The sequence below is a fragment of the Mycobacterium sp. NGS67 genome (assembly GCF_059812185.1).
This window is the reverse complement of the sequence record NZ_JCALCF010000003.1, coordinates 156,574-173,587: the sequence shown is the minus strand read 5'-3', so window position 1 is coordinate 173,587 and position 17,014 is coordinate 156,574. Positions and strand designations below refer to the sequence as shown.

15 protein-coding genes and 2 riboswitches are annotated in these 17,014 nt (G+C 68.0%); of the genes, 10 read left to right on the top strand and 5 right to left on the bottom strand.

Going from position 1 to position 17,014, the window contains the following annotated elements:
- Nucleotides 1-22 precede the first annotated feature (22 nt).
- From AC5Y4D_RS03735 to gcvP, 10 genes are all read left to right on the top strand, one after another.
- A complete protein-coding gene (locus AC5Y4D_RS03735) occupies nucleotides 23-646 on the top strand; it encodes a CDP-alcohol phosphatidyltransferase family protein (protein WP_499942417.1) in 624 nt (207 codons plus the stop codon).
- Nucleotides 639-1,574 (top strand): DUF881 domain-containing protein, encoded by a 936-nt coding sequence (locus AC5Y4D_RS03730; RefSeq protein ID WP_499942416.1) that lies wholly within the window; start codon nucleotides 639-641, stop codon nucleotides 1,572-1,574. Before AC5Y4D_RS03735 ends, AC5Y4D_RS03730 begins: the two co-directional genes overlap by 8 nt.
- 19 nt (nucleotides 1,575-1,593) lie before the next feature.
- Nucleotides 1,594-1,926 (top strand): small basic family protein, encoded by a 333-nt coding sequence (locus AC5Y4D_RS03725; protein ID WP_499942414.1) that lies wholly within the window; start codon nucleotides 1,594-1,596, stop codon nucleotides 1,924-1,926.
- Between the two features lie 28 nt (nucleotides 1,927-1,954).
- A complete protein-coding gene (locus tag AC5Y4D_RS03720; protein ID WP_499942412.1) occupies nucleotides 1,955-2,737 on the top strand; it encodes a DUF881 domain-containing protein in 783 nt (260 codons plus the stop codon).
- Nucleotides 2,738-2,773: 36 nt separating this feature from the next.
- Nucleotides 2,774-3,178, top strand: coding sequence for a glycine cleavage system protein GcvH (gene gcvH / locus AC5Y4D_RS03715; RefSeq protein ID WP_499942410.1), 405 nt, complete (start codon nucleotides 2,774-2,776; stop codon nucleotides 3,176-3,178).
- A 224-nt stretch (nucleotides 3,179-3,402) separates the two neighbouring features.
- Complete coding sequence (gene garA, locus AC5Y4D_RS03710; protein ID WP_499942409.1) at nucleotides 3,403-3,864, top strand: glycogen accumulation regulator GarA; 462 nt, start codon at nucleotides 3,403-3,405, stop codon at nucleotides 3,862-3,864.
- Entirely contained in the window at nucleotides 3,864-4,604 is a 741-nt protein-coding gene (gene ftsR / locus AC5Y4D_RS03705) for a transcriptional regulator FtsR (RefSeq protein WP_499942407.1), read from the top strand. The genes garA and ftsR overlap by 1 nt, the downstream gene beginning before the upstream one ends.
- Nucleotides 4,605-4,655: 51 nt before the next feature.
- Nucleotides 4,656-5,150 carry a bifunctional nuclease family protein gene (locus tag AC5Y4D_RS03700; protein WP_499942406.1) on the top strand — a complete coding sequence of 165 codons (495 nt, stop codon included), beginning with the start codon at nucleotides 4,656-4,658 and terminating at the stop codon, nucleotides 5,148-5,150.
- A 331-nt stretch (nucleotides 5,151-5,481) separates the two neighbouring features.
- Nucleotides 5,482-6,105, top strand: a complete 624-nt coding sequence (locus AC5Y4D_RS03695) for a MerR family transcriptional regulator (protein WP_499942405.1) — start codon at nucleotides 5,482-5,484, stop codon at nucleotides 6,103-6,105.
- Between the two features lie 31 nt (nucleotides 6,106-6,136).
- A riboswitch (glycine riboswitch) is annotated at nucleotides 6,137-6,234 on the top strand.
- A riboswitch (glycine riboswitch) is annotated at nucleotides 6,235-6,354 on the top strand. It abuts the riboswitch before it with no gap.
- 30 nt (nucleotides 6,355-6,384) lie between these two features.
- Nucleotides 6,385-9,207 carry an aminomethyl-transferring glycine dehydrogenase gene (gene gcvP, locus AC5Y4D_RS03690; protein ID WP_500036398.1) on the top strand — a complete coding sequence of 941 codons (2,823 nt, stop codon included), beginning with the start codon at nucleotides 6,385-6,387 and terminating at the stop codon, nucleotides 9,205-9,207.
- A 4-nt stretch (nucleotides 9,208-9,211) separates the two neighbouring features.
- Here the strand turns inward: gcvP and AC5Y4D_RS03685 are convergent, their stop codons facing one another.
- From AC5Y4D_RS03685 to AC5Y4D_RS03665, 5 genes are all read right to left on the bottom strand, one after another.
- Nucleotides 9,212-10,069, bottom strand: a complete 858-nt coding sequence (locus AC5Y4D_RS03685) for a haloalkane dehalogenase (RefSeq protein ID WP_500036397.1) — start codon at nucleotides 10,067-10,069, stop codon at nucleotides 9,212-9,214.
- Nucleotides 10,070-10,072: 3 nt separating this feature from the next.
- The gene (locus AC5Y4D_RS03680) at nucleotides 10,073-12,148 is read right to left on the bottom strand and encodes a substrate-binding domain-containing protein (RefSeq protein WP_500036396.1); all 2,076 of its coding nucleotides are present in this window, start codon (nucleotides 12,146-12,148) and stop codon (nucleotides 10,073-10,075) included.
- Nucleotides 12,141-14,339 carry a malate synthase G gene (locus AC5Y4D_RS03675; protein ID WP_500036395.1) on the bottom strand — a complete coding sequence of 733 codons (2,199 nt, stop codon included), beginning with the start codon at nucleotides 14,337-14,339 and terminating at the stop codon, nucleotides 12,141-12,143. Before AC5Y4D_RS03675 ends, AC5Y4D_RS03680 begins: the two co-directional genes overlap by 8 nt.
- Before the next feature lie 239 nt (nucleotides 14,340-14,578).
- Nucleotides 14,579-15,643, bottom strand: coding sequence for a hemolysin family protein (locus AC5Y4D_RS03670; RefSeq protein ID WP_500036394.1), 1,065 nt, complete (start codon nucleotides 15,641-15,643; stop codon nucleotides 14,579-14,581).
- Nucleotides 15,640-17,007, bottom strand: a complete 1,368-nt coding sequence (locus AC5Y4D_RS03665; protein ID WP_500036393.1) for a hemolysin family protein — start codon at nucleotides 17,005-17,007, stop codon at nucleotides 15,640-15,642. Before AC5Y4D_RS03665 ends, AC5Y4D_RS03670 begins: the two co-directional genes overlap by 4 nt.
- Between the last annotated feature and the right edge of the window lie 7 nt (nucleotides 17,008-17,014).

Below are 17,014 nucleotides of genomic sequence, written 5' to 3'. Positions count from 1 at the left end.
CTTCGCACTAGGGTTACGGCTCATGGAGCCTGGGCCGGCGCAGAATCGGGTGCTGACGGTGCCCAATGTGCTCAGCATCGCCCGGCTCGTGCTGATCCCGGTCTTCGTCTACCTGATGCTGGGCGCCCATCTGCACGGCTGGGCGGTGGCGATCCTGATGTTCAGCGGCGTCTCGGACTGGGCCGACGGCAAGATCGCCCGCCTGATGGGTCAGTCGTCGCGCCTCGGTGCGCTGCTGGACCCGGCCGTGGACCGCCTCTACATGGTGACCGTGCCGCTGGTGCTGGCGTTGAGCGGGATCGCCCCCTGGTGGTTCGTGGTAACGCTGCTGGCCCGCGACGCGGCGCTGGCGGCGACGCTGCCGCTGCTGCGCAGCCGCGGCCTGACGGCGCTGCCGGTGACCTACGTCGGCAAAGCTGCGACGTTCGCCCTGATGTCGGGGTTTCCGCTGGTGCTGCTCGGCCAGTGGGACGCACAGTGGAGTCGTGTCGTGGGAGCTTGCGGCTGGGCGTTCCTGATCTGGGGTCTGTACATGTATCTCTGGGCGTTCGTGCTCTACATGGTGCAGATGGTCCTGGTGATGCGCCGGATGCCCAAGGTCAGACGAGGCCAGCCGGCCGTCCCGGAGTCGAGCGCGCATGACTGAACCCGATCGGCGGCTCGGCGGCTACGACCCCAACGCCGGGTACAGCGCCCACACCGTCGACCGCCCGACGCACATCCCGGTGCCGTCACTGCTGCGCGCCTTGCTGTCCGAGCATCTGGATCCCGGATACGCGGCCGCGGCTGCCGAACGCGCGCAGCACGGTGTGCCGGAGACCCGGCGCAGCACGGCTTTCGGCTGGATCTGGCAGGCGCTGGCGGCGACGCTGGTGGCGGCCGTGTTCGCCGCCGCCGTGGCACAGGCCCGTTCGGTGGCTCCCGGGGTGCGGTCGGCCCAGCAACTACTGGCCGCGAATGTGCGCGCGACCCAGACCGCCGCCAGCACACTGGCCCGGCAGCGCAGCGAACTGGTGGCCAGGCTCGACGAGGTCCAGCGACTCGCGCTGACCGACGACGCCGAGGGCCAACGGTTGTTGAACCGCCTCGACGCACTCAGCCTGGCATCGGCCAGTACCGCGGTGATCGGCCCCGGCGTGACCGTGACGGTCACCGACCCCGGCGCCGGCCCCAACCTCTCTGATGCGTCCAAACAGCGGCTGAACGGCAGCCGACAGATCATCCTGGACCGCGACCTGCAACTGGTCGTCAATTCGTTGTGGGCCAGCGGAGCCGAGGCCATCGCGATCGACGGCGCGCGGATCGGCCCCAACGTCACCATCAGGCAGGCCGGGGGAGCGATCCTGGTCGACAACAACCCCACCACCAGCCCGTACACCGTCGTCGCGATCGGCCCGCCCAACGCGATGCGGGACGCCTTCGATCGCAGTCCCGGGTTGCGTCGGCTTAGGCTGCTGGAGGTTTCCTACGGAGTGGGCGTCAGCGTCAACGTCGAGCCCGCCGGCGGGAAAGGCCTGACCGTGCCGGCCGGAGCTGTCCGGGATGTCAAGTTCGCCAGAGAGATTGGGCACTAGTGAGAAGTGGTGTGCCGGCATGATCGGAATCGCCGCCCTTGTCATCGGCATCGTGCTGGGCTTGGTGTTTCACCCCAGCGTTCCCGAGGTCATCCAGCCTTACCTGCCCATCGCCGTCGTCGCCGCACTCGATGCGGTGTTCGGCGGGTTGCGGGCGTACCTGGAACGCATCTTCGATCCGAAGGTGTTCGTCGTCTCGTTCGTGTTCAACGTCCTGGTGGCCGCGTTGATCGTGTACGTCGGCGACCAGCTGGGCGTCGGCACGCAGTTGTCCACCGCGATCGTCGTCGTGCTGGGAATCCGGATCTTCGGCAACGCGGCCGCGCTGCGACGGCGGCTGTTCGGGGCCTGACGGGGGCGAGGTCTGAGATGAGGTCTGCGTGAGCCAGGACGAACCGGCACCGCCCGAGCCCGAGCGCCGCGGACGCCACGAGCTGCCCGCGGACGCGGCGCGCCCCGCCGTACGGCGTGGTCGGTCCCGCTTGGTGTTCGGGGCGCTGGCCGTGTTGTTGTGCCTGGTGCTCGGCATTGCGATCGTCACGCAGGTGCGCCAGAACGAGTCCGGCGATTCCCTGGAAACCGCCCGTCCCGCAGACCTGTTGGTGCTGTTGGACTCGTTGCGGCAGCGCGAGGCGACACTGAGCACCGAGGTCGCCGACCTGCAGAACACGCTGAACGCGCTGCAGGCGTCGGGCAACAACGACCAGGCGGCCATCGAAAGCGCGCAGGCGCGGTTGGCCGCGCTGTCCATCCTGGTCGGCGCGGTGGGCGCGACCGGTCCGGGCGTGACGGTGCGGATCGAAGATCCGGCACCCGGGGTCGCTCCGGAAGTGATGCTGGACGTGATCAACGAGCTGCGCGCCGCCGGCGCCGAGGCGATCCAGATCAACGATGCCCAGCAGTCCGTGCGGGTCGGGGTCGACACCTGGGTGGTGGGTTCGGCGGGTTCGCTGACGATCGACAACAAGGTTTTCGCTCCGCCGTATTCGATTCTGGCGATTGGCAATCCGCCGACTCTGGCCGCGGCGATGAACATCCCCGGCGGCGCGGAGGACAGCGTCAAACGGGTCGGCGGGCGGATGTCCGTGCAACAAGCCGACCAGGTGGAGGTGACCACCTTGCGGCAACCAAAAAACCGCCAATACGCTCAGCCCGTCAAGTGAAGTAACCGACTCCGAGCCGACCAGAACAGGAACACCGTGACCGATATCCCGTCCGATCTGCACTACACCGCCGAACACGAGTGGGTTCGCCGCAGCGGGGAAGACACCGTCCGGGTCGGGATCACCGATTTCGCGCAGTCGGCGCTGGGCGACGTGGTCTTCGTGCAGTTGCCCGACGTGGGCACCGAACTCAACGCCGGGGACCCCTTCGGTGAGGTGGAGTCCACCAAGTCCGTGTCCGACCTGTACGCGCCGGTTTCGGGCAAAGTGTCCGCGGTCAACGGTGAGCTCGACGGCTCGCCGCAATTACTCAACTCCGACCCGTACGGCGAGGGCTGGCTGCTGGAACTGCAGGTGGACGCCGGCGACGTAGGAGCGCTGGACTCGGCCATCGCCGGCCTGCTCGACGCCGAGGCCTACCGCGGCACGTTGGCCGAATGACGATTGCTAACCTGCCGAAAGCGTTTCGCGGCAGGAGCTAGGACAAGCCGGGGTGTCGGGCTTACGATCCTGCAGGGGTTGGCACATCGCGAACCCGTGCGCGGTACGGTCGAGCATCAGGTACTTGAAGCGGTAAACAGCAGTACATGCGGTAGATCGATTGGGAAACCGGCCGAACTCGGCCCGGTTCAGATAACGCCACAGCGGCCAGTGAGGAGCAGCGGGTGACGGAAAACGAGCAGAGTGACGAAGTCACGGTGGAGACGACTTCGGTCTTCCGCGCCGACTTCCTCAACGAACTGGACGCGCCCGCGCAGGCGGGTACCGAGAGTTCGGTATCGGGCGTGGAAGGTCTGCCGGCCGGGTCGGCGTTGCTGGTCGTCAAACGCGGGCCGAACGCCGGCTCCCGCTTCCTGTTGGACCAGGCCATCACCTCGGCCGGCCGCCATCCCGACAGCGACATCTTCCTCGACGACGTCACGGTGAGCCGCCGGCACGCCGAATTCCGGTTGGAAAGCGGCGAGTTCAACGTCGTCGACGTCGGCAGCCTCAACGGCACCTACGTCAATCGCGAACCGGTGGATTCGGCGGTGCTGGCCAACGGCGACGAAGTCCAGATCGGCAAGTTCCGGCTGGTCTTCCTGACCGGTCCTAAAGGTGACGACGACGGGGGATCCGGAGGCTAGTGGGCGCACCCGATAGCCCGGCACTGTCCGGGATGTCGATCGGGGCGGTCCTGGACCTGCTGCGGCCGGACTTCCCCGATGTCACCATCTCCAAGATCCGGTTTCTGGAGGCCGAGGGGCTGGTGACGCCACAACGTGCGGCGTCGGGCTATCGCAGATTCACCGCGTACGACTGTGCGCGGCTGCGCTTCATCCTGACCGCCCAGCGCGACCACTACCTGCCGCTGAAGGTGATTCGGGCACAGCTGGATGCTCAACCCGACGGCGAGCTGCCGGCCATCGGATCTCCTTACGGCGTACCACGATTGGTGTCGGTGGCAGACAACGGCGCCGAGTCGGCCCCGGATTCGGCTGCGGTGTCGCCGGCCGGCATCCGGCTCAGTCGCGACGACCTCCTCAAGCGCTCCGGCGTCGACGCTGCGTTGCTGACGGCTCTGCTGAAGGCGGGGGTGATCACCACCGGTCCGGGCGGCTTCTTCGACGAACACGCCGTCGTGATCCTGCAGTGCGCGCACGCCCTGGCCGACTACGGCGTGGAGCCAAGGCATTTGCGTGCCTTCCGTTCCGCCGCGGACCGGCAGTCGGATCTGATTGCCCAGATCGCCGGACCGCTGGTCAAAGCGGGCAAGGCCGGCGCGCGGGACCGCGCCGACGACCTGGCCCGCGAAGTCGCCGCACTGGCGATCACGTTGCACACCTCACTGATCAAGTCCGCCGTCCGCGACGTACTGCACCGCTGAGGACTAGACTTCCGTTCGACGGCAGCGGGCGTGTGCGGAGGGCAGACACTGATGGGTGAAGTTCGTGTTGTCGGCATTCGTGTCGAGCAGCCGCAGAACCAGCCGGTGCTGCTGCTGCGCGAGACAAACGGTGACCGGTACCTGCCGATCTGGATCGGCCAGTCGGAGGCCGCGGCCATCGCGCTGGAGCAGCAAGGTGTGGAGCCGCCCCGCCCGCTCACCCATGACCTGATCCGGGATCTCATTGCCGCGCTTGGGCATTCGCTCAAAGAGGTGCGCATCGTCGACCTGCAGGAGGGCACTTTCTACGCCGACCTGATCTTCGATCGCGACATCAAGGTGTCCGCCCGGCCGTCGGACTCGGTGGCGATCGCGCTGCGGGTCAATGTGCCGATCTACGTCGAAGAGTCGGTACTGGCCCAGGCGGGTTTGCTGATTCCGGACGAGGGTGACGAAGAGGGCGGCGGCGCGGTCCGCGAGGACGAGGTGGAGAAGTTCAAGGAGTTTCTCGACAGCGTCTCGCCGGACGACTTCAAGGCCACCTAGCTGGCGCGAGTAGTGGGCTCGAGCAGACGTGAAAGCCCCTCATTTGGGCACGAAATGGGGGTTTTCACGTCTGCTCGCCGGGGGGAACCGGTACCCGCGCAACATCACGGATGCGTCTCATATCACACAACGGATTGTCGACACGCCTACCGGATGTCACCCGCTCACCGGGGCGGCAGCCATACTTTGATGACGAGTTGATGATTGACCCACAGCACGACAGGCACCGGACAGCGTATGCTCTCAGACACTCGGGCCTGAGCTAACGTGGCTGCGGGGGCAGCCAGTGACGCAGCTTGTGACAACAGCGCGATCGGCGAGAGGATGCACCGTGAGCGAGCAGCCACGTCAAGGACAGCTTGACCTTGCCGATCACCCGGCCGCCGAGTCGACGCCCGCCGCCGTGCCTGCCCAGCCGGTCCAGCCCGGCCTGTTCCCCGACGATTCGGTGCCCGACGAACTGGTGGGTTACCGCGGGCCCAGCGCCTGCCAGATTGCCGGTATCACCTACCGCCAGTTGGACTATTGGGCACGTACCTCTCTGGTGGTGCCCTCGATCCGGGGCGCGGCCGGGTCGGGTAGCCAGCGGCTCTACTCGTTCAAGGACATCCTCGTCCTCAAGATCGTCAAGCGCCTCCTCGACACCGGGATCTCGCTGCACAACATCCGGGTCGCGGTCGACCATCTGCGCCAGCGCGGTGTGGAGGACCTGGCCAACATCACCCTGTTCTCCGACGGCACCAGCGTGTATGAATGCACCTCGGCCGAGGAAGTCGTCGACCTGCTGCAGGGCGGCCAGGGCGTGTTCGGCATCGCCGTCTCCGGCGCGATGCGAGAGCTGACCGGCGTGATCGCCGACTTCCCCGGCGAGCGCGCGGACGGCGGCGAGTCGATCGCGGCTCCCGAGGACGAGCTGGCTTCGCGGCGCAAGCACCGCGACCGCAAGATCGGCTGACCGCACCCGCGGAGTAAACTGGTTGCCGCATCGCCCCCGCGCGGGAGAGTTCTGTGGCCGCCAGCTACGGACGCCGAAGGAGCAATACCTCTCCGTCAACCTCTCAGGCACCCGGACCGCGCCGGACAACGATGCCTCTGGAAAGCGGTGACGACCGGTCTGGTCCTCACCCGCCGATGGGGAAAGGCGCACTCGACCGCGCTGAATCTCTCAGGCGCCCGGTGCCCGGGTGAGGACAGAGGGAGAGGACCCGTCGTCGCGTCCTCTACCGGGAGATCCATGTCTGAGCCAACATTCGCCGACCGCCACATCGGACTCGACGGCGACGCCGTCGCCACCATGCTTGCCGTCATCGGTGTCGACTCGCTCGACGCGCTGGCCGCCAAGGCGGTCCCGACCGGCATCCTGGACAAGCTGGACAGCAACGGCGCCGCCCCCGGTCTGGACCGGTTGCCGCCGGCGGCCACCGAGTCCGAGGCGCTGGCCGAGTTGCGGGCGCTGGCCGACAGCAACACCGTCGCGGTGTCGATGATCGGGCAGGGCTACTACGACACGCTGACCCCGCCGGTGCTGCTGCGCAACATCATGGAAAACCCGGCCTGGTACACCGCCTACACGCCGTATCAGCCCGAAATCAGCCAGGGTCGGCTGGAAGCGCTGCTGAACTTCCAGACCATGGTCACTGACCTGACCGGCCTGGAGATCGCGAACGCCTCGATGCTCGACGAGGGCACCGCGGCCGCCGAGGCCATGACGTTGATGCACCGTGCGTTCCGGGGACCGTCGAACCGGTTGGCGGTCGACGTCGATGTGTTCGCTCAGACCGCGGCGATTCTGGCGACGCGGGCCAAACCGCTGGGCATCGAGATCGTCACCGCCGACCTGCGCGACGGGTTGCCCGACGGCGAATTCTTCGGAGTCATCGCGCAGCTGCCCGGGGCCAGCGGCCGGATCACCGACTGGAGCGCGCTGGCGGCACAGGCCCACGACCGCGGCGCGCTGGTGGCGCTCGGCGCCGACCTGCTGGCGCTGACCCTGATTAAGCCGCCCGGTGAGTTCGGCGCCGACGTCGCGTTCGGAACCACCCAACGGTTCGGTGTGCCAATGGGATTCGGCGGTCCGCACGCTGGCTACCTGGCGGTGCACGCCAAGCACGCCCGCCAGCTGCCGGGGCGCCTGGTCGGGGTGTCCAAAGACGCGGACGGCAGTGACGCCTATCGCCTGGCATTGCAGACCCGCGAACAGCACATCCGCCGCGACAAGGCGACCAGCAACATCTGCACCGCGCAGGTGCTGCTGGCGGTGATGGCGGCGATGTACGCCAGCTATCACGGCGCCGACGGTCTGACGGCCATCGCGCGGCGCGTGCACGGCCACGCCGAAACCATTGCCGGGGCGCTGGGTGAGGCTGTGGTCCACGACCGATTTTTCGACACGGTGCTGGCCCGGGTGCCGGGCCGCGCCGACGAGGTGATCGCCGCGGCCAAGGCCGAAGGTGTCAACCTGTGGCGGGTGGACGCCGACCACGTCTCGGTGGCGTGCGACGAAGCCACCACCGACGTCCACGTGGCGATGGTCCTGGCGGCCTTCGGCGTGTCGGGCGGTGACCCGGTCCCGATCGATATCGCTACTCGCACAACGGAATTCCTGACCCATCCGGCGTTCACCCGATACCGCACCGAGACGTCGATGATGCGTTACCTGCGCACGCTGGCCGACAAGGACATCGCGTTGGACCGCAGCATGATCCCGCTCGGATCCTGCACCATGAAACTCAACGCGGCCGCCGAGATGGAGCCGATCACCTGGCCGGAGTTCGGACGGCAGCATCCGTTCGCGCCGGTCACCGACACCCCGGGACTGCGTCGGCTGATCGCCGACCTGGAGTCCTGGCTGGTGGCCATCACCGGCTACGACGCGGTCTCACTGCAGCCCAACGCCGGCTCGCAGGGGGAGTACGCCGGCCTGTTGGCGATCCACGACTACCACGCCAGCCGCGGGGAACCGCACCGCGACATCTGCCTGATCCCGTCCAGCGCGCACGGCACCAACGCGGCCTCGGCGGCGCTGGCCGGCATGCGGGTGGTCGTGGTGGGGTGCCTGCCCAACGGTGACGTCGACCTGAACGACCTGCGCGCCAAGGTGAGCGAGCACGCCGAGCGACTGTCGACGCTGATGATCACCTACCCGTCCACCCACGGCGTGTACGAGCACGACATCGCCGACATCTGCGCCGCCGTGCACGACGCCGGCGGCCAGGTGTACGTCGACGGCGCCAACCTCAACGCGCTGGTCGGGCTGGCCCGCCCCGGCAAGTTCGGCGGCGACGTCAGTCACCTGAACCTGCACAAGACGTTCTGCATCCCGCACGGCGGTGGCGGTCCGGGCGTCGGGCCCGTCGCGGTGCGCTCGCACCTGGCGCCTTTCCTGCCCGGGCACCCGCACGCGCCGGAGCTTCCGCAGGGACATCCGGTGTCGGCAGCGCCCTACGGGTCGGCTTCGATCCTGCCGATCAGCTGGGCCTACATCCGGATGATGGGCGGTGACGGGCTGCGGGCGGCATCGCTGACCGCGATCGCGTCGGCCAACTACATCGCCCGCCGTCTCGACGAGTACTTCCCGGTGCTTTATACCGGCGATAACGGCATGGTCGCCCACGAGTGCATTCTCGATCTGCGCGGCATCACCAAAGCCACCGGCGTGACCGTCGACGACGTCGCGAAACGCTTGGCAGACTATGGTTTTCACGCGCCGACCATGAGCTTCCCGGTGGCCGGCACCCTGATGGTCGAGCCCACCGAAAGCGAGAGCCTGGCCGAAGTCGACGCGTTCTGCGAAGCGATGATCGGCATCCGCGGCGAGATCGACCGGGTCGGCAGCGGGGAGTGGCCGGTGGACGACAATCCGCTGCGCGGCGCGCCGCACACCGCCGAGAGCCTGCTGGTGTCCGACTGGGACCACCCCTACAGCCGGGAAGAAGCCGCCTACCCGCTGGGCAAGGCGTTCCGCCCCAAGGTGTGGCCGCCGGTGCGGCGCATCGACGGCGCCTACGGTGACCGCAACCTGGTGTGTTCGTGCCCGCCGGTGGAGGCGTTCGCCTGACCGGTCAGCCGAACCGGTCGATAATCGCTTCGGCGATCCGAGCGGGCTCGTCCTCCTGGATGTAGTGCTTGGCCGTCGGCAACTCGACCAGCACGTGATCGGGGAACGCCGCCCGCATCCGCGGCAACGACGGGCCCGGTCGGAACGCGAAGTCCTTCATGCCCCAGATGAGCAGCGCCGGCCGGGCACCCAGCTTGGCGGGCACCTCCGTGGCCAGCCGCTCCAGCAGGGGAGCGGCCGCCAGGATCTCTCTGGGCATCTGCGCCACGCCCAACCGGTCGGCCGGCCTGGGCTGAACGGCCCGATAATGCTGCATCACCGCGGTATCGAGGCGGCGCTGCGTGCCCGCCGGGATCAGTCGCTCGACGAAGAAATTGCGTTGCACGATCGCGTACTGCATCGGCGGACTCGACATCACCCGACTGAAGATCTTCGTGGACAGCACATCGGTGGGCCAGAACCAGGTATTGCCCAGCACGATTCCGCGGACCCGGTCGGCGCGCTCGGTCGCGACCGCCATGCTGATCGGACCTCCCCAGTCCTGGCCCATGGTGACGTAGCCGTCGAGTCCGAGCTGGTCGACGAGTTCGCCGACGACGCGCGCATGTTCGTCGATGCGGTACCCGAAGCCCGCCGGCCGCTCGGACAGGCCGAAGCCCAGGTAATCCGGTGCGACGCAACGGAACCGGTCGCGCAGCGCCACGATGATGTCGCGGTACAGAAAGCTCCAGGTCGGGTTGCCGTGGCAGAACAGGATGGGCGGGCCGTCGCCTTCGTCGACGTAGTGGATGCGCCCGCGGGAACTGTCGAACCAGCGCGACCGGAAGGGGTACAGCCCGGGATCCGGTGTGAAGTCGACCATCGGTCAGCTCAGGAAGTTGTTGACCGCGGTGGCCAGTTCCGGCGTCGCCGACGTCGGCATGTTCTGGTAGCTGCCGCCGCTGAGTCGGGCGACGGCCTCCCAGGTGGCGCGGTCCGGGTCGCCGCCGAAGTCGATGACGTTGACCGCGACCGGTCTGGCCGGGTCGTTGGCGTTCTTGATGAACTCCTGCAACCCGGGCCCGTCCAGAGACTGGTCGGTGTGCGGTCCGGCGGTGATCACCAGGATCGAATTGTCTTGCCCGGCACGGTAATTGGCCAGCATCTCCTGATAGATCATGCGCAGCGTGGTAAACGACACCGCGCCTCCGCCGGACGAGTACTGCCGGTCCAGTGCCCCCAGCAGCGCCGCCGAACGCGGCTGGCCGTTGACCTGGTCGGTCAGCGGCCCGGCTGCCACCTCCGAGCGGCCCTCGTGGCCGTCGAACGTCCACAGGCCGATCACCGCGGTCGGGGGCAACGCCTTGATCCTGTTGCTGAGCGCGGCGACGACGTTGGCGAGGCGGGTCTTGCCGCCGCCTTCGTCGACCGGCAACGACTGGTCGAGCATGATGGTCGCGGCCACCCCGGCCGAAGGCGAGGCTATGGTGTCGGCCAGCGTGGCCCGGGTCGCCTCGTCGCCTACCGACAGCGTCGCCGGTATTGCCGGGAAGGTGGTCACCGGGCTGCTCGGCGGTTTGACGCCGTCCGCCCGGAATCCGGCCTTGCCCAGCTTGGCCAGCTGCTCGGGCTTGTGCAGGAACCGGGCGAACTCACTGGCCGCCGTCGTCTGCACCTGCGACAACCACGACCCGCTGAGCAGCACCGTCGGATAGTCGGCGACCGCGACCGGCCCCGGCGGAGTCCACGAAGCCAGTTTGCTCTTGGCATCCGGCGTCGACTGGCCGCGCTGGAACAGCTGCTGCTCGGTGGTGACCACCGCATGCACCGGCGCCGCTGCCACGTCCCCGGCTTTGAGCAGCGCGTTGAACGCCTCGTTCAACGAGTCGTCGGCGAGCTTGGGTTGCGCGTTCATCAGGGTGCGCACCGCGCCGATGCCGGCGTCCGGTGGGGACCCCGCGGGCGCCGACGCGGCCGCTATCGCCTCACCGGCCAGGAAGGACGCGTCGCTGTTGCCGGTGATCGGCATCGCCAGGCGCAGCGACCCCCACGACGGCTGATTGAGTCCGGCCATCGAATTGGGGTTGGACTGCAGGCCCGGCAGCGCGGCCCAGTCCTGTTTGGCCAGTACCTGCTGAAACTCCGGCCGGATGGCCAGCACTACCGGTGAGGTCACCAACGAGCGGCTGTCACTGATGGTCTGCTTGCCCGTGGCCCCGACCAGCCGTGCCGCGGACACCGAACTGCCCGGGATCCACAACCCCGGCTGGTTGCCCAGGTCAACCGGCCATTTGCCGACGAACCCACTCAGGATCGCGTCGGAGCCGGCCGACTTGACGGTCACGGTGACGCAGCGGTCACCGATCGGACCGGCCTGGGCGTTGTAGCTGTCGGCCAGCCCTTTGATCGGGTCGACGATGGAAGGATCGGTCAGGACGGCGACGGAATCCTTGCCTCCGACGCAACGCGCAGCCGCCGAGTGCGACCGATTCGACAACGCGTCGCCGATGAACCGCCACAAGATCACTCCTGCGACCACTAAGACCACGGTGACCAGCGCCACGATCACCCCGACGCTCACCCCACGTCGGCCGCCGGTGCTGCGGTGCCCGCCCTGCCAGTCGTTCTGGCCACGCTGACCGGCGCTGAACAGCGGGGGAGGAGGCGTGGCGGCCGAAGCCTCCGACGACGGCGGTTCCGCGTCTTGCTCCCGGAAACCAAAGTCGGGATAGTCGTCGGCGCCCGCATCCGCGTCCTCGTGTCCGCGGTCCTCGTCCGGATAGTGGGGTTCTGTCGAGAACGGCGACCAAGTGCTTTCGTCCCGGTAGCCGAAATCCTGGGACGGCGCAAGGTCCGGCGGCTGCTGCTCGGGCTCGGATCCGCCGGCGGCCGGCTCGGCGCCGAACTCTGAATCCTCTTCTGGGACCGAATCTTCGGGATCGGGCTTGCTGTGCCTACCCACCCGCGCGGGCCTTAAATTCCCGACGGCGGCGGTGCAGGATCGGCTCGGTGTATCCGCTGGGTTGCTGACCGCCGGACAGGATCAATTCCTCTGCGGCCAGGAACGCAATGCTGTCGTCGAAGTCAGGAGCCATCGGCCGGTAAGCCCGGTCGCCCTCGTTCTGCTTGTCGACCAGCGGCGCCATCCGTTCCAGGCTGGCCCGGACGTCCTCGCTGGTGATCACGCCGTGACGCAACCAGTTCGCGAGCAGCTGGCTGGAGATGCGCAGCGTCGCGCGGTCCTCCATCAGGGCGGTGTTGTGAATGTCGGGCACCTTGGAGCAGCCGACACCCTGCTCGACCCAGCGCACCACGTAGCCCAGGATCGACTGGCAGTTGTTGTCGACCTCCTCGCGGATCTCCTCCGGCGCCCAGGCCAGCTCTTTGGCCAACGGGATGGTGAGCAACTCTTCGATCGTGGTGCGCTGCTGACCCTGCAGCTCGTCCTGTACGGCGCCCACGTCGACCTGGTGGTAGTGCATGGCGTGCAGGGTGGCCGCGGTCGGCGAGGGCACCCACGCGGTGGTGGCGCCGGCCTTGGGCTGGCCGATCTTCTGCTCGACCATGTCGGCCATCAGCTCGGTCATCGCCCACATGCCCTTACCGATCTGTGCCTTGCCTTTGAAGCCGGCGGCGAGCCCGGTGTCGACGTTGGCGTCCTCGTAGGCCTTGATCCAGACGCTGTTCTTCATCGCGCCCTTGCGGATCATCGGGCCGGCTTCCATGGACGTGTGGATCTCGTCGCCGGTGCGGTCCAGGAATCCGGTGTTGATGAACACGACGCGGTCGGCGGCCGCCTTGATGCAGGCCTTGAGGTTGACCGTGGTGCGGCGCTCTTCGTCCATGATGCCGACCTTGAGCGTGCCCGGAGGCAACCCGAGGACATCCTCGACGCGGCTGAACAGCTCGCACGTGAAGGCGACCTCGTCGGGTCCGTGCATTTTGGGCTTGACGATGTACACCGAACCCGTGCGGCTGTTGAGGAGCGGGCCGTTCTGGTCGCCGCTGCGCAGGCCGTGGATCGCCGCCAGTCCGGTGAACAGCGCATCCTGGATGCCCTCGGGCAACTCGTTGCCCTCACCGTCGACGATGGCGTCGTTGGTCATCAGGTGGCCGACGTTGCGCACGAACAACAGGCTGCGCCCGGGCAGGGTCAGTTCGCCGCCGTCCGGCGCGGTGTAGGTGCGGTCGGCGTTGAGCCGGCGGGTGAAGGTCTTGCCGCCCTTGTTCATCTCCTCGGCCAGGTCACCCTTGTTCAGGCCCAGCCAGTTGCGGTAGCCCAGCACCTTGTCGTCGGCGTCGACCGCGGTCACCGAGTCCTCGAAGTCCATGATCGTGGTGATCGCCGACTCCAGCACCACGTCCTTGATGCCCGCGGCGTCGGTCTTGCCGACCGAGTCCTCCGGGTCGATCAGGATCTCGATGTGCAACCCGTTGTTGACCAGCAGCACCGACCAGCTGGGAGAGCCGAGTTCGCCGCGGTACCCGGCGAACTTCTCCGGGCTGGCCAGGCCGGTGGACTGGCCGCTGGCGTCGATCTGCAGCTGGCCGTCGACGATGCTGATGCCCGTCGCGTCCGACCACGAGCCCGACGCGAGCGGCACGGCACCGTCCAGGAACCGGCGGGCATAGGCGATGACCTTGTCGCCGCGCACCTTGTTGTAGCTGGTGCCCTTCTCGGCGCCGTCCGCTTCGGAGATGACATCGGTGCCGTAGAGCGCGTCGTACAGCGAGCCCCACCGCGCGTTGGCGGCGTTCAATGCGAAGCGCGCGTTGAGCACCGGGACCACCAGCTGCGGACCCGCCGTGCTGGTGATCTCGTCGTCGACGCCGGAGGTGGTGATCGTGAAGTCGTCCGGTTCGGGCTGCAGATATCCGATCTCGGTGAGGAACTGCCGGTAGGCCTCCGGGTCGAGCGGCTCGAGCACCCGGTGCCGGTGCCACTTGTCGATCTGGGCCTGCAGCTCTTCGCGGGTCTTCAGCAGTTCCTGGTTGCGGGGGGTGAGGTCGGTGACCACCTTGTCCACGCCCGCCCAGAAGCTGTCCGGATCGATGCCGGTGCCGGGCAGGGCCTCGTTGTTCACGAAGTCATAGAGAACCCTGGCAACTTGCAAGTTGCCCTGGGTAACCCGCTCGGCCCCGCGATCAGTCATGATGATTCTCCTCCGTAATGGCCTTTACCGGCCCCTCAGCACCCTCGCACCGCCCTCTGCTGGACCCAGTTAGCTACCGTCAGCCTACCGAGCGGCAGCGTGACGAGCGTAGCCTGGCCGATTCGCCGTACCAGGTCATGGCGCGCTGACGGGTTGGCCCGCGGCAAGGTTGCGAGCACGGTGAATTGCTTTGTGGCAACGCTCATGAGAACGCCCAAATCATACGGGGCTACGGCCACTCAATCGCGGGGCGCCACGTCACGCATGCTTCCCACCAGGTCCTCCACCAGGTCTTCCAGCGCGACCAGCGCGACGACTTCGCTCCCGGCCGCGCCGTCACTGGCGGTCACCAGCGCCAGGTGGCTGTTGCTGCGACGCATCCGCGACAGCGCATCGGGCAGCCCCAGCGACTCGGGCACTTGCGGCAGGGCTCGGACCAGGGCCCGGTCGATCACGGTCTGGGGGTCGTCGCCGAGCGCCAGCACGTCTTTGATGTGCAGGTAGCCGATGTAGCTGCCGTCGCGGTCCACCACCGGAAAACGGGAATAGCCGGTCTGGGCCAGGGCCTGCTCGACGGCACCGATGGTGGGTCCCGAGCCGGCCTCGGCCACCGACACCGCATGAACCTTGGCCAGCGGCACCGCGACGTCGCCGACCACCCGGCTGCGGATCTGCAGAGCCCGGGTCAGCCGCACGTGTTCCTCGTGGTCGAGCAGACCTTCGGACAGCGATTCGGCGATCAGCTCGGACAGTTCCGCCGTGGACACGGTGCTGTCGATTTCGTCCTTGGGCTCAACGCCCAGCAGCCGCAATATGCCATTGGCGCACTTGTTGTAGAACACGATGATCGGCCGCGCGACACGCACGTAGGGCAGGTATGCCGGGACCAGCAACATCGCGGTGCGTTCCGGACCGGCCAGCGCGATGTTCTTGGGCACCATCTCGCCCAGCAGCACGTGCAGGGTCACCACGAGCGCCAGCGCGACGACGAACGCCAATGTGTGCATCAACGCCGGGTGGATGCCGGCCAGGCCGAGCCAGGTCCGCAACACCTGGGCCACCGCCGGTTCGGCGATCCGTCCGAGCAGCAGCGAGGACACCGTGACACCCAGTTGAGCACCCGCCAGCATCGCCGGCAGCTGTTCGCCGGCCCGGATCACCGTCACGGCGCTGGCCCGGCCCTGTTCGGCCAGCGCCTCGAGGCGGTCGCGCCGCGCCGAGATCAGGGCGAACTCGGCGCCCACGAAGTAGCCGTTGAGCGCGATCAGCAGGACCGCCAACAGCAGTGCCAGGAGGGAGTTCATCGGCTGCCCCGGTGCGAGCCGGTATCGGGCGCGCCGACCTCGGTGAGCTCGAGTTGGTCGATACGGCGGCCGTCCAACTCGACCACCTTCGCCTGCCAGCGCACCGACTCGTCGGGCAGGCCGTTACGGTCCAGCGAGGGCAACTCGACCGATTCGCCGGCCTCCGGAATGTGTCCGAGCTCCCGCAATACCAGCCCGCCGATCGTCTCGTAGGGCCCCTCGGGAGCGCGGTAGCCGGTCGCGGTTTGCACCTCGTCGATCCGCAGTAGGCCCGAGACCCGCCAACCACTGCCGGATGCCACCACATCGGGTGTCGCGTCGTCATGTTCGTCGCGGACGTCTCCGACGATCTCCTCGATCAGGTCCTCGACGGTGACCATGCCTGCGGTGCCGCCGTACTCGTCGACCACCATGGCGGTCTGCAGCGGATGCGCGCGGATCGCCGCCAGCACCGCGTCGCCGTCCAGCGTCGACGGCACCACCGCGACCGGTCGCGCGACCGTCGTCAACAACCTGGCCGCCCGCTCGGCCGGCGGGACCGCGAACACCTGCTTGACGTGCACGATGCCGACGGTCTCGTCGAGGTCGCCGCGCACGACGGGAAACCGGGAAAAACCCGTGTCGGCGACGACGGCGATCAGGTCGGCGACGGTGTCATCGGTCTGCAGGGCCACGATCTTGGGCCGGGGGGTCATCAGCTCCTCGGCCGTGCGGGCGCCGAACTGCAGCGAGCGGTGCATCAACGCCGCCGTGACGTCATCCAGCGACCCGCTGCGTGCCGAGGTGCGCACCAGCGACACCAGCTCCTGCGCCGTGCGGGCCGAGCGCAACTCCTCGGCCGGCTCGATGCCCAGCCGGCGCACGATCCAGTTGGCCGCCCCGTTGGTGAGCCGGATCGCCGGGGTGAACACCACCGAGAACAACCATTGCGGGAGCACGACGGCGCGGGCGGTACGCAGCGGTCGGGCCACCGCCAGGTACTTGGGGACCAGTTCACCGAAGATCATCGACACCGAGGTCACCACCACCAGCGCGAGAAACCCGGTGACGGCACCGGCCAGCCGATCGGGAGTCCCCAGCCGGTCCAGCCACGAGTGGGGGAGATCGGCCACCAGCGGCTCGATCAGATAGCCGGTACCCAGGGTGGTGATCGAGATACCCAGCTGCGCGCCCGACAGCTGGAACGACAGCCGGCGGTGGGCACGCCGGATGAAGCGGTCCCGACCGGCGCCGCTGCGGGCATTGGCCTCCACGACGCTGCGATCCAACGCCGTCAACGAGAACTCCGCGGCGACAAACACGGCGGTGCCCAAGGTGAGCGCCAGAATGGCCAGCACGCTGACCACGGTGCTGGAGTGGTTCATCAGCGTT